At 57.0% G+C, this 12,396-nt stretch carries 10 protein-coding genes and 1 pseudogene; 6 read left to right on the forward strand and 5 right to left on the reverse strand.

From position 1 onward, the window contains the following. Window positions 1-227 precede the first annotated feature (227 nt). The 4 genes from ABJK70_RS11735 (at window position 228) to ABJK70_RS11750 (ending at window position 4,665) form a co-directional block, all read left to right on the forward strand. Window positions 228-1,358 carry an efflux RND transporter periplasmic adaptor subunit gene (locus ABJK70_RS11735; protein ID WP_156880140.1) on the forward strand — a complete coding sequence of 377 codons (1,131 nt, stop codon included), beginning with the start codon at window positions 228-230 and terminating at the stop codon, window positions 1,356-1,358. Window positions 1,359-1,380: 22 nt separating this feature from the next. Next, window positions 1,381-2,073, forward strand: a complete 693-nt coding sequence (locus tag ABJK70_RS11740; RefSeq protein WP_077730768.1) for an ABC transporter ATP-binding protein — start codon at window positions 1,381-1,383, stop codon at window positions 2,071-2,073. 11 nt (window positions 2,074-2,084) lie between these two features. Next, a complete protein-coding gene (locus ABJK70_RS11745; protein ID WP_077730769.1) occupies window positions 2,085-3,245 on the forward strand; it encodes an ABC transporter permease in 1,161 nt (386 codons plus the stop codon). 253 nt (window positions 3,246-3,498) lie between these two features. Next, the gene (locus tag ABJK70_RS11750) at window positions 3,499-4,665 is read left to right on the forward strand and encodes an ABC transporter permease (protein WP_347258079.1); all 1,167 of its coding nucleotides are present in this window, start codon (window positions 3,499-3,501) and stop codon (window positions 4,663-4,665) included. 83 nt (window positions 4,666-4,748) lie between these two features. Here the strand turns inward: ABJK70_RS11750 and ABJK70_RS11755 are convergent, their stop codons facing one another. Beyond that, complete coding sequence (locus ABJK70_RS11755) at window positions 4,749-5,234, reverse strand: DUF5063 domain-containing protein (RefSeq protein ID WP_166642569.1); 486 nt, start codon at window positions 5,232-5,234, stop codon at window positions 4,749-4,751. Window positions 5,235-5,643: 409 nt separating this feature from the next. Here ABJK70_RS11755 and ABJK70_RS11760 point away from each other — a divergent pair, with 409 nt between their 5' ends. Then, complete coding sequence (locus tag ABJK70_RS11760; protein ID WP_347258080.1) at window positions 5,644-7,236, forward strand: hypothetical protein; 1,593 nt, start codon at window positions 5,644-5,646, stop codon at window positions 7,234-7,236. A gap of 17 nt (window positions 7,237-7,253) precedes the next feature. Here ABJK70_RS11760 and ABJK70_RS11765 read toward each other — a convergent pair whose 3' ends face one another. Next, window positions 7,254-7,736 carry an MEKHLA domain-containing protein gene (locus ABJK70_RS11765; RefSeq protein WP_240507052.1) on the reverse strand — a complete coding sequence of 161 codons (483 nt, stop codon included), beginning with the start codon at window positions 7,734-7,736 and terminating at the stop codon, window positions 7,254-7,256. A 504-nt stretch (window positions 7,737-8,240) separates the two neighbouring features. Here ABJK70_RS11765 and ABJK70_RS11770 point away from each other — a divergent pair. Continuing rightward, complete coding sequence (locus ABJK70_RS11770; RefSeq protein ID WP_240507063.1) at window positions 8,241-8,975, forward strand: hypothetical protein; 735 nt, start codon at window positions 8,241-8,243, stop codon at window positions 8,973-8,975. Window positions 8,976-9,004: 29 nt separating this feature from the next. Here the strand turns inward: ABJK70_RS11770 and fusA are convergent, their stop codons facing one another. From fusA to ABJK70_RS11785, 3 genes and pseudogenes are all read right to left on the reverse strand, one after another. Further along, the gene (gene fusA / locus ABJK70_RS11775; RefSeq protein WP_347258081.1) at window positions 9,005-11,059 is read right to left on the reverse strand and encodes an elongation factor G; all 2,055 of its coding nucleotides are present in this window, start codon (window positions 11,057-11,059) and stop codon (window positions 9,005-9,007) included. A 352-nt stretch (window positions 11,060-11,411) separates the two neighbouring features. Further along, window positions 11,412-11,708 (reverse strand): hypothetical protein, encoded by a 297-nt coding sequence (locus tag ABJK70_RS11780; RefSeq protein ID WP_086134699.1) that lies wholly within the window; start codon window positions 11,706-11,708, stop codon window positions 11,412-11,414. A gap of 239 nt (window positions 11,709-11,947) precedes the next feature. Further along, window positions 11,948-12,396, reverse strand: a pseudogene (locus ABJK70_RS11785) (hypothetical protein); the annotation flags it as partial.

The raw sequence follows: 12,396 nt of genomic DNA on the forward strand, positions 1-12,396 counted from the left end.
ATGCGTTTGGAGTATGCTAACGGCATTCGGCAATTGCTAGCTTCATTCCGTTAAATCCTCATTTCGTCGGGCGTAATGGCTTCCGATCGAAATAGTGCTCTTAGCTGTCAATCAGTCATATCGTGACAACGAATAACCTTTCTAAACTACGGATCGATCGGCCGGCGCGAGAGATTTCGGCTCCCCCTCGCATCGGGGCCCTTCGCAAGCGCATTGGACTGCTTGCGATGCTGATTGCGATCGCTGTGGGAGCTCTGGTTTATTCGAAACTTCGTAGCGCCGGCATCGAGACCGAGGTCGCCACTGTTTCAAAAGTTTTTCCTTCTCAAGCGTTTACCTTGCTGAACGCAACCGGCTATGTGGTGCCGCAAACCAAGGCGGATGTGGCGTCCAAGGCAACCGGGCAGTTGGAAAAGCTCGACGTTGAGGAAGGAAGCTACGTCAAAAAGGATCAGATCATCGCACAGCTCGAAAATCGCGATCTGATGGCGAGTCTTAACCAGGCTGCGGCCAATGTCGCGGTCGCAAGAACGGATCTGCTGAAAGCGGAAGCGGAGTTGAAGGAATCCACCCTGGCTCTGAACCGTGCCCGCACGCTTGTGCAGAAAAAATTCGTTTCGCAGGAAATCTATGATGCCGAGGTTGCCCGGCACGAAAAGGCCGTGGCCGCCGTGGAAAGCGCAAAATCGGCGATCGCCGCGGCCGAGGCGGCATATCAGGGGGCGCGAGTGTCCTTGGATTACACCTTCATTCGGGCGCCTTTCGACGGCATTATCCTAAGCAAGAATGCGGATATCGGCGACATTCTGGCGCCTTTCTCCTCGACGATGCTGTCGAAGGGGACCGTGGTCTCCATGGCCGATATGAATACCTTGGAAGTCGAGGTCGATGTGGCCGAGTCGAATCTTAATCAGGTACGTGTCGGTCAGCCGTGCGAAATCCAGCTCGATGCGTTTCCGGATGATCGATTCCGTTGCTCGGTCGATCGCATCGTGCCCACAGTGGACCGCACCAAGGCAACCGTGCTGGTCAAGGTGCGCTTTATCGATAAGGACGAGCGCATCCTGCCGGATATGAGCGCCAAAGTGGCGTTTCTGTCGCGAGAGCTTGCCGCCGATCAGCGGAAGCCCATTTCCGGCGTACCTCCCGCGGCGATCGTGACGCGCGGTCCGGATAGCGTCGCCTTCGTGCTGGACGGCAATCGGGTCAAGGAAGTCCCGGTCGATACCGGAGAACGTATCGGCGAGTGGGTGGTGGTGAAGAACGGGCTCAAGGCCGGCGACCGAGTCGTACTCAGTCCGTCCGAAAAAATCAAGGACGGTATGGAGATCCGTGTCCGGGAAGCCGAAAGATCTTAGCGCTGCCGGCCCGGTTCGTTACATGAACCCGATCGTCGAAATCGAGAATCTCACCAAACACTATTGGAAGGGCGATCAGATCGTCCCGGTACTCGCCGATATCAATTTGGTCATTCGGGAGGGGGACTTTCTGGCGCTCATGGGGCCGTCCGGCTCCGGCAAAAGCACGCTGCTCAATCTGATCGCGGGCCTGGACCGGCCGACCGGCGGCGTTCTCAGGGTTGGCGGAATCAATATCGCCGAGTTGCCGGAATCCAGTCTCACCGATTGGCGCTCGGAGCATGTCGGATTCATCTTCCAGTTTTACAATTTGATGCCGGTTTTGACGGCGTTCGAAAATGTCGAGCTTCCGCTATTGCTGACCGGCTTGTCGAAGCGGGAACGACGCGAGCACGTGGAACTGGTCCTGGAACTGGTCGGTCTGACGGATCGCATGGATCATTATCCGTCCCAACTGTCCGGCGGACAGCAGCAACGCGTCGCAATCGCCCGCGCTCTAGTTGTCGATCCCGCCTTGATCGTGGCGGACGAACCCACCGGCGATTTGGACCGCGTATCGGCGGAAGAGGTACTGGAGCTCATGGAGCATCTCAATCTGAACCTGGGCAAGACCATCATCATGGTGACTCACGACCAACGCGCCGCTGCAAAGGCGCATGCCATCCGGCACTTGGATAAAGGGGTCCTGACCGACGATCCATCGGGCACGGACTAAGTCTCCGATCGATGCTGTTTTTCCTGCGTCTCGCACTCCGAAATCTTTTTCGGCACAAACTCAGGACCAGCCTGACCGCGCTTGGCATCGTCATCGCCATCGTCGCTTTCGCTCTCCTCCGAACCGTGGTCGACGCCTGGTATGCGGGCGCGGAGGCGACCTCGGCCAATCGCCTCATTACCCGAAACGCCATCTCCCTGATATTTCCGCTGCCGATCAGCTATGCCAATCGCATCCGGCAGATAGACGGGATTACCGGTCTGAGCTATTCGAATTGGTTCGGGGGCGTGTATATCGACGAGCGGAATTTTTTCCCCCAGTTCGCCATAGAGCCGAAAAGCTATCTCGAGCTTTACCCCGAATTCATTCTATCGGAAACGGAGAAAACGGCTTTCATAAAGGACCGGAAAGGCGCAATTGCGGGCCGAAAGCTGGCGGAAGAGTACGGGTGGAAGATCGGCGATGTGATTCCGTTGCGCGGAACCATCTATTCGGGGAGTTGGAGTTTCGTCTTGCGAGGCATTTATCGCGGGGCGGAAAGAAAGACCGACGAGACCTTATTCCTGTTTCATTGGGACAACCTCAACGAAACCCTGAAGAAAACGGATCCGAGCCGGGCCGAGCGTGTAGGCGTCTTTGTTCTCCGGATCGATAGGGGCGGTCGCGCGGCGGAACTTTCCGATGCGGTCGACCGGCTTTTCGAGAATTCGCTCGCGGAGACTCTGACCGAAACCGAGGAGGCATTCCAGCTCGGCTTCGTCGCCATGACGGAAGCTATCTTGGTCGCCATCAAGATAGTTTCCTTCGTGGTCATCGCCATCATCATGGCGGTAATGGCGAACACCATGGCGATGAGTACCCGAGAGCGCCGGCGCGAGTACGCAACGCTGAAGGCAGTCGGGTTCGGATCGCGCTATTTGCTCGCGCTTATTTTGGGCGAATCTCTGGCTCTGTCGATCGGTTCCGGAATTCTCGGCATCCTGGCCGCTTTCCCGGCGGCCGGCATCTTGGCGGCCAAGTTCGGCACGCTGTTTCCGGTGTTCGAAATATCCTCGCGAACCATACAATTCGGCTTGTTCGCTTCGTGCCTGATCGGGCTGACGGCGGCGGTATTCCCCGCCTGGCGCGTCATTACCTTCCCGGTCAGCGAGGGACTGCGCAGCATCGGCTAGCGAGAGCGCGACCATGAACCTAGAAACGGCAGTTGACCGCTTAGAAGGAACAGAAAAGCCATATGAATTCTGACCGTCCTATCTTCTATCGATCTCACCGTTTAGGTGAAGCCGCTACGCACCCGATTGCACGGCTGACGGGCCACCTGGCGGCGTTGCTCCTTCTTGTGGGGGGCGGCCCCACGGCGTCGTCGCGCCTAGCCATCCGGCCCGTCAGCCGCACACTCGGACGCGTCCAACTGCCGTTTCTAGGATGAAGATACCGTTCTCTTATTCGTGGAAGAGCTTGTGGGCGCGCAAGGTTACGTCCGTCTTGACGGCGGCGGGGATGGCTCTGGTCGTCTATGTATTTGCAACCGTGCTGATGCTCACCGAGGGTCTCAGGCAGACCTTGGTGGCGACCGGAAGCGATGACAACGTGGTGTTGATCCGGCAGGGGGCGGAGACGGAAGTTCAAAGCTCGATCGAGCGGGAGCAGGCTGCGATCATCGAGAGCGCGCCGGAAATCGCCTATGCGCCGAACGGAACGAAGCTTGCCTCCAAGGAGGTCATGGTTTTGATGACGCTGCCGAAACGGGGCAGCGACAAACCCTCCAATGTGACCATTCGGGGGCTGTCCGAGAAAGGGCTGACGCTAAGACCGCAGGTGCGTTTGGCCGAGGGACGGATGTTTCGTCCCGGATCGTCCGAAATCGTTGCCGGCAGGAAAATCGCAGAGAATTTCAAAGGTGCCGGCATCGGGGAAACGATACGCTTCGGCCTGCGCGATTGGACCGTCGTCGGCGTGATGGACGCCGGAAACACCGGCTTCAGCTCCGAAATCTGGGGCGATGCCGATCAGTTGATGCAGGCTTTTCGGCGGACGGCTTATTCCGCGGTCGTCGCCAAGCTCGCCGATGTTTCGTTGTTGGAGCGCTTCAGGGTCCGTATCGAGGCCGACCCGCGGATGAAGGTGGAAGCCAAGCGGGAAACGGTTTTTTACGCCGAGCAATCGGAAATGCTGGCGAATTTCCTGAAGATACTCGGCATGACCCTGAGCGTGATTTTTTCGCTGGGCGCAATCATCGGAGCGGTTATCACGATGTACGGCGCGGTGGCGAGCCGGACCCGCGAAATCGGAACGTTGCGAGCGCTGGGTTTTCGGCGTGGCGGTATATTGAGCGCCTTTCTTTTCGAATCAGCGCTTTTGGGATTGATCGGCGGTCTCGCCGGTGTCGCGCTGGCTTCCACCATGCAACTTTTGACGGTTTCCACCCTCAATTGGCAGACGTTTTCCGAACTGGCATTCACGTTTACCCTGACGCCGACGATCGCGTTTCAGTCACTCGTGTTTTCGCTGTTCATGGGCCTGCTGGGCGGCTTGCTCCCCGCCTTTCGAGCCGCCAGGATGGATTTGATCGATGCCTTGCGATCTGTCTGAGAGGCTTTTTTACAACCTCTGAAGGAGCATGCCGATGACTGTGAATCGATATGCGAATTTCGAAATGGCGGCGCTTTGGCCGCTCATCCGGCTAAACGGATAAGGTTGAGACGTTTCCGCGCCTCTTTCAGATGTTGCTGCCAATAATTGCGATAGCCGTTCGACCAGATCCGCTGTGCCGACTGTTCCCCGATGGTTCCGGCTTCGTACGAGGCCAGTCCTCGTCTGACTTCGAAATAGATATCGGTCAGGTTTTCCGAAAGATTTCCGAAGCTCAGGTCATAGAATTCGGCAGGGTCCGGCCCCGGTGAGAGTTCGTCGTAGTGGTCCAGGTAACGTTTAAGGCGAAGATAGGACTCGAAACGCGCATCCAAATCGTGGGCCAGTTTGTACGCGTGGTAGGGTTCTTGAGAGGCGAGTCGCCTGACGGCGGTATCCAATTTCAGTAATGAGCTTTGCACGCAGCTCAGCCAGTCCGCCAGCTGATTGGCTCTCACGTGCTCGATCAAGCGGCAATAGTCATGTGCGGCTTCGGCTACCGCTTCGAGCGGGGTTTTATCGTCAATCACGTTTTTTGATCGGTTAAAGTCCAATTGACTCCAAATCGTACCAGCATCTTCAGCGATCAATCGTGCCGCTCCGAAGTCATTGCGTTAGAGGTTCGAAAGCCGATCGCTCGCTGCAAGCCAAAGCGCATCGTGAACAAGTCTAGTCAATCCGGGGCGATTCGCTCGCGGCGGCGGTGTCCTCGTAGCGCATGGAACGTCCATCGCTATGCCGGAAAGGAGTTCCGGAATGGCTGTTCAAGGCCAGAATTCCCTCGGCTGAGGAATGCCTGCGCGATCCTTTGAAGTGCTCGATTTTGAGATCAAGATCTCAAAGATATCGTAACGGGTGAATATACTCTCTACAGCCGAATTGTAAGAAGCCGACTTAGGGCTAAACTCAGGTAAAGTCACAAGTCCTATCTCTCGATTTATGGATCACGATCCGGCTCTGCCTTTCAAGCTCGATATCGAAGCGGCCTCGGTTTGGCTGGATGGATTGCCCGTGGCCAATATCCGTGAAAGCTGCCGTGTACTTTATCCGGTATTGCGGGCGTTGAACGCTTCCGCCATCGAGCCGCGCCTTCGTTTTGCGATCCTCGAGAAATGCCGAGCGACAGTGACGGGGCTTGATAAGGGGCTCCTGTCATATTTCCTTGACAAGCCTTTTCCATTGGATGGGAAGACACGGAAAATCGCCAGTCTCTGCTCCAGATTTCATAGCGAGCTGGCCGCGGGTTATAGGCAACTCGTGGAAGCGGAGACATCTACCGGCGTTTTTAATCCATCAGAGCAGGCTTTGATCATCGGGCGCGCATTCGAGTACTACGCCAACAGCCTTCTAAGATCTGCTCAGATTTATGAGGCGCAGCCCTCGGCTTTTTGGTCGTTCGTCTTCGGGCTTTTCCGGCTGGCGGAAGAGCGGGGACTCTGTCATTCGTCCCCGGACGACAAAGCCTTGGGAACGGTTTCCGTCCCCCTGTTCTTTAAGGTCATACTCTTGTTCGGGATAGCCGCTCCAAGTAGGCTCAGCCAGCAGGACATGCAGCGGCTGTTCGATTTTTTGGTGGCTCATGCGGATCTCGTGAGAATCGAGTCGACGCCCGTCAGTAATGGGGCGCGTGCCGTCTTGTGTTTCGATTTGTCGGTCGGTGTACCTATCATGCCGGTGCCCGCGCCTGCCCCGGTCGACAAGCCGGGTCTTAGGTTTTTGTTCATGGAACGCTTGCTCAATGAATTTCGCAACGAGATTCGGACGGACGGCAAGCCAGAGGAAAATCCGCTGGCCTTGGTTCTCCCCAGACTCGGCGATCGTCTGCCGAATCAGCCGGAACTGACCGCGCGGCGTGCCGCTGCCAGTTTGGGAGTCGAGGCAATCGCCGCAACAGTGGGCCGTATCGAGTCACGCCGAATCAGCGGCGCCTCCCAATCCCTTTGGTCGAACCTGGACCAACTCGAATTGGCGCCCCTGAGTTCGGATATGCGACCGGAGATTCTCGGCTCAAAGTCCACAGGCACTTTTGCCGCCGCGCTGGTTTCGGGTTCGGGAGCCAAGGACGAGAGCCTAGGCATTGGTTTCGGGGACATGCGTTCCGTAAAGGTCTACCGTAGCGAGCTTCCTGGTTTTTATATCATCGATTCCGGTGGGCAGGTCTTTCGCATAGGCGATCTGCTCGCATTAAACACCGACGATGAGATTATCCAGGTGGGGGTCGTGCGGGGCGGACAAATATACAACGGCCAGTTTTGCTACAACGTCGAACTGTTTGGAAATCGTCCGTGCTTTGTCCGATTTTTCGCCGACTCGCCCGGAAGCCGTGCGCATAAAGGTTTGTTGTTCAAAATGGGCACGGATGTGCCGGATAGTTTAGTCATTCCGCCTGTCAAGCTACGTTGCGGCGATACCGTCCTCGTGGAGGAGCAGGGAGAGAAAAACACCTTCCGAGTAGCCCGGCTTATCGAAGCCAATTCGAATTTCTGCCAAATAGCGCTTACGACACCCGAAGCGCCAGCACCTTCCGTTTGAATACGCCTCGCTCGCGCTCAGACGAAACTCCAATCGGAGAACCTCGCCGCTTGGCCGCAGTAGACGCCTCTGGCATCGAGCAGATTCCAGATGGTTGTGTGCTCGATCAAAAAGCGACGCCCGTGTTTCGAGATGCGAATCCCCCGATAATCCTCGATATAGCCGCGAGCGGCGACTTCGGCTAGAAGGCGTTCCCGATTTTCCTGGTTCTGGCGCTCGGCGGAAAGGCGCGAGGGAAACGCGGTAAATTCCTCCCACTCCATGCAGAACAAACTCATCGCGGTTTGATTGGCGTAGTTGAAAACCGGGTCCTTGGCCGTATCGTGAGAAAGCACCGCGAACGGGGCGGAAAACAGATACCGGGCCGCTTCGTAGTGATTCATTCTCGGATCGACTAGTGCGCGCCCCGTCCAATGTCTATAGCTATCCCGCAAAATGGCTACATGATCGACCAAGAAACAGTTCTCTTCGCTGGGTTTGGGAAAAGCGGTCATGGACATGTACGGCTCTCAGGACGTAAATTAAGCCGCGCTTTGTAGGCGTAACCCGATTATAGCCCGTACCGAAGGCATTCCCGAATGGCCGATAGCATCACTATTGCGACGGTGCCCGCTGGCACTGCCTGAATCGGCCGTTCGTCAAAAAAGAAGGACACCAGAGTAACAGGGGGAAATGGCTTTTGCGGTTAACGGAGGGATACAGTAGGCAGTTATGGAGAATATGTCAGCTGTCCCCTGGTGTCCGAAAGAAGAGGTTATGCAAAGATGTTAACGCAATGGGCGTGCCACGATTGAAAAATCAGTTAAAACAACGATATGCTCGTTTCGTCTGTGGGGTTGCAATCGGATTCGGGGCATCTGCCTCAATCCTGTGCGGGAAAACGCGCACCATACCTGTTCCGCCCGATCGGACATGCCTCGCGTTTCCACTGGAATTTGGCTCGGTCTGAAGTCATTGCGATGCGGAAGTACGGCGGTACCCTTGTCCATTGCTGCAGAGATGAAATGGGCCTCATCGAGGTTGTTGAAACCTGCGGCGTTCGCTCTCTTCATTTCGGCACCCATCCCAAACAGAGCGCAATGTCGCTCGCCGAACCCGATAAATTGGAGCTTTCTTATGCGAGGGCGATGCTCGCGGGACTTCTGTTCAAACCCGAGCCGCGCAAAATTCTTCTGCTGGGATTGGGGGGCGGTACGCTCGCGAGATTCCTGTTCAATCACTTCCCCGAATGCCGAATCGATGCAGTCGAGTGCCGACCGGCGGTCGCCGAGATTGCTTACGAATATTTCGGTCTTCCGAAGGATGCGCGACTCACCGTTCATGTTTCGGACGGAAACGAATTCGTCTGTGCCGAAGCCGACCGTCGGGAGGCGGAGTACGATCATATTCTGGTGGATGTCTTCGATCATCAAGGCCTTGCGGAGGCCGTAAATCAACAGGATTTCTTTTCGGCAAGCCGCCGGCTTTTGCACCCGGAGGGCATTCTCGCCATAAATCTGTGGGGAACGGAGACCCAGTCGCTGCGGCAGTCCATGGGACTGCTCAATCTTTATTTCGAAAGACGCACGATGCGCCTGCAGGTTCCCGGCCGGGGCAATGTGATCGGATTCGGTTTCGGAGAGCGACTCGAACACGCCGAGATCGCCGATCTGAAGCAGCAGGCGAAGACAATGGAGTTGCTCATGGGCGTCGAGTTTCCGCGTTTCTTGCGTCTGCTGTCCTATTCCGGCTGGCGGTGACGCGGCTTGTCTCGGTAGGTCAAGGGTTCTCAGTCTTCCGGACGAGGCTTGTATTGCCCCATGAGCTGTTGCTGAATCTGCGGCGATACCGGTTCATAGTGGCTGAATTCCAGCGTATAGGAACCCTGGCCGGCCGTAAGCGATTTGAGCCGTGAATGATAGCTGCTCAGTTCGGCCAGAGGCGCGCGGGCGGCGACCGTCGTCATCCCGCTTCGCGATGGCGCCGTGCCGGTAACCTGGCCGCGTCGCGACGAGAGATCTCCGGTGACATCGCCGATCGTCGATTCCGGAATGCTGATTTCCACGTTGACCACGGGTTCCAGCACGATGGGGCGCGCTTTCGCCACGGCATCCTGGAAGGCCTTCTTGCCGGCCGCGACGAACGCCACTTCCTTGCTGTCCACCGGGTGCGCCTTGCCGTCGTAAACCACGACGCGGACATCCTGTATCGGGTAGCCCGCCACGGCGCCGGTTTCCAGTGCTTGGCGCACGCCTTTTTCGACTGCCGGGATAAATTGTCCGGGAATCGCGCCGCCTTTGACCTCGTCGACGAACTCGAAACCCGCCCCCCTCGGCAGCGGTTCGATACGCAGGAAAACTTCGCCGAATTGGCCGGCGCCGCCGGTTTGTTTCTTGTGTCGGTGGTGCCCCTCGGCCGGCGAGGTGATCGTTTCGCGGTAAGGAATTTTGGGCGGATGAGTGTCCACTTCCAGCTTGTACTGCTGTTGCATTTTTTCCAGCACCCTTTGCAAGTGGAGTTCGCCCAGACCGTGCATCACTTCCTCATGAGTCGTGGCATCGTATTCCACGTCCAGGGCGGGATCTTCCGCTTCAAGCTTGTGCAGGACCTCGGATAACTTGTGTTCGTCGCCCCGGCGCTTCGGAGTGATCGCCAGACCGAACACTGCATGGGGAAAGTCGAGAGGTTTCAAGTGGATATGGTCGTCCTCGGGCGCATCGTGCAGCACCGAATCGAACTCGATTTCATCCACCTTGGCCACGGCGCAAATGTCGCCCGGTATGCACCGCATCGCGGGAACGTGCTGCTTGCCCTGGAGCATGAACAGATGCCCCGCTTTGAAGGGCTTGCGGGACTCGCCGATGAACAGTTGCGTATCGGGGACGACGGTGCCTTGATGGATGCGGAATACCGAGATCTTGCCGACATACGGATCCATTTCCACCTTGAATACATGAGCCAGCGCATGCTTGGACGCATCGGGTTCCGACCGGAACGGCACGGCGTTCTTGCGCTCGGTGTTGGATGGCCAGCGTTCGAACAGGGGCGGGTTGCCTTCCTTGGGATTCGGCAGCAGTTTTACGAATGCGTCCGCCAATTCCGGAACACCGACGCCGGTGCGGGCGGAAACGAAACAAATGGGAACCAGGTGGCCGTTGCGTAGAGCCTCTTCGAAAGGGGCGTGCAAGGTTTCGGGAGCGATCTCCCCCTGTTCGAGGTATTGCGTCATGAGCTCTTCATCGACTTCCACCACCTGATCGATCAGCGCGCGATGGGCTTCGGTCGGTGACGAAAAATCGGTCCTGCCGTCCCCGTTGAAGAAGCAATCGATGACCCGTGTACCTTTGTCGGCAGGCAAGTTGATCGGGAGGCATTCCTTGCCGAAGGCATCGCGAATCTCATTTACGAGTTCCGGCAGGTTCAGATTGTCGCCGTCGATTTTGTTTACGACGATCATTCGACACAATCCTCTTGCCTGGGCCCATTGCATCATCCGGCCGGTGGTGAATTCGATGCCGTTGGCGGCGTTGATGACCACGGCCGCGGTTTCGACCGCATCCAGCGCGCACAAGGCTTGGCCCATGAAATCGGGATATCCCGGAGTATCCAAAAGGTGAATGCGGGTAGCTTTGTGGTCGATGTGGGTGACGGCGAGTTTCTGGGAATGCTGATGGGCTTTTTCGAGCGGATCGTAGTCGCAAACAGTGGTTCCTTTCTCCACACTGCCCGGCGTATTGATCATTCCCGTCTTATACAGCAGTGCTTCGACCAGCGTCGTCTTTCCCGCGCCCGCGTGTCCGACCAGTGCGATAGTCCTGATGTCTTCGGTCGAGTATGCGTTCATATCCGTCCTCACTCTCGCGATTTGGGGGTTGAGTTCGAGTGTAGGGGAGTACGAGGGGTGAGTTCAAGTTAGCTTATGTTCTCAAAATGGACCTGAGTTTCGCCGATTCGACCTTGAGAACTCGGAGGTGCGCTCCCGTCGGATGGAGCCGTTCACCATTTCTCGTACGGCAGAAATATGCTGATCACGGCGGCGCCGATCCGATCTCCTTGAAATCTATCGGTTGGTGCGGATGCTTGATTACAGCGCGCAAGGAAAAAAAAGATGTCTGTGTTACCTGTCCTTTCTTGCCTGCATTGATTGTTCCGTCGTTCCTCATCTCGGTTTAAGCGCAAGAACTGCCGATCGATTGCTAATCGCACCGATAAGCAGCGCCATCGGCTACGCCATTGAGCACTCCGAGCTCCTTGAAGCTTTTCCAGACCACATGTGTGGCGCTGATCCCTTCGGCCTTCTTCAAGGCCCGAACCTTTGCCGCGTGCCGCCAATTCATGTCCTTCCCGTATCCCGAAGAGCCTTTTACATTGGCGATAAATCGGCAATCCTCCACGTCCGGCTGGAAAAGCTCTTTCGGTTCGGCGTTTGAATCGCCCAACGAAATTCCAACGACAACGAATGCCGCGATGACGCGGAAAGCGATAGACATCATGACGACTTCCTCCGGCAAAGAATGGCAGCGGTTGACTCCCGATCTTCAAAGCTTGTGTGTGAAACGCTAATGAAGAACTCTTGACGTATCAAGCTGCAACTTAGATTTAAAGGGCGATGCAGGGTTCGCTTGATGTTTGCCGAATGGGGCGCCGGCAGCGTTATGCCGCAAGCATTGGGCGCAAGTCGTCGTTGTTGAAACTGCGGTAAGAAAACAATTGGATCCCGTTTCGTTCGTGCCTATGTCGGGTCACAACCCCTCAAGTAGCTTTTCCACCCGCCGTGCCCGGTGATGTCGAGCGCGTCTGCCACCGCATAGGCTTCGCAGAGGAAGCCTTGCACGCATTCGCCGTCCTCGAGTTCCAGGGAGCCTATCCCTAACGGGGCCGGGATTTCCGCGACAAAGCCGCCGAATTCCGCCACCGGCAGCTCCCAGACCTCGACTTCGATGGCGGCACCGGGCGCTTGCCGCAGCAGCCCGGGACGCTTGCCGTCCGGAAGGGCATAGAGGCGATAGCTCGGCGCCGTGCGGGTTACCTTAACCAGCCTTCCTCTACGGCGGGTCAGTTGTCCGTTGAGCGGGAGTCCGGACAAATGGGCGCCGCAGACGGCGATCCGGACATGGCCCGGTTTTTCCCGCTCGGGTTGAGAAGAAGGCGCCGGCAAGGGCTGGCCGGTGGCGCCCATCG

Origin of the sequence: Methylocaldum sp. (assembly GCF_039794385.1) — a bacterium.
Classification (GTDB): Bacteria; Pseudomonadota; Gammaproteobacteria; order Methylococcales; family Methylococcaceae; genus Methylocaldum.

Coding starts and splice junctions, on each gene's coding strand:
- ABJK70_RS11745 (WP_077730769.1), top strand. CDS start 2,085: ATGCTGTTTTTCCTGCGTCTCGCACTCCGAAATCTTTTTCGGCACAAA.
- ABJK70_RS11770 (WP_240507063.1), top strand. CDS start 8,241: ATGGGCCTCATCGAGGTTGTTGAAACCTGCGGCGTTCGCTCTCTTCAT.
- ABJK70_RS11780 (WP_086134699.1), bottom strand. CDS start 11,708: ATGATGTCTATCGCTTTCCGCGTCATCGCGGCATTCGTTGTCGTTGGA.
- ABJK70_RS11760 (WP_347258080.1), top strand. CDS start 5,644: ATGGATCACGATCCGGCTCTGCCTTTCAAGCTCGATATCGAAGCGGCC.
- ABJK70_RS11735 (WP_156880140.1), top strand. CDS start 228: ATGCTGATTGCGATCGCTGTGGGAGCTCTGGTTTATTCGAAACTTCGT.
- fusA (WP_347258081.1), bottom strand. CDS start 11,059: ATGAACGCATACTCGACCGAAGACATCAGGACTATCGCACTGGTCGGA.
- ABJK70_RS11750 (WP_347258079.1), top strand. CDS start 3,499: ATGAAGATACCGTTCTCTTATTCGTGGAAGAGCTTGTGGGCGCGCAAG.
- ABJK70_RS11765 (WP_240507052.1), bottom strand. CDS start 7,736: ATGTCCATGACCGCTTTTCCCAAACCCAGCGAAGAGAACTGTTTCTTG.
- ABJK70_RS11740 (WP_077730768.1), top strand. CDS start 1,381: ATGAACCCGATCGTCGAAATCGAGAATCTCACCAAACACTATTGGAAG.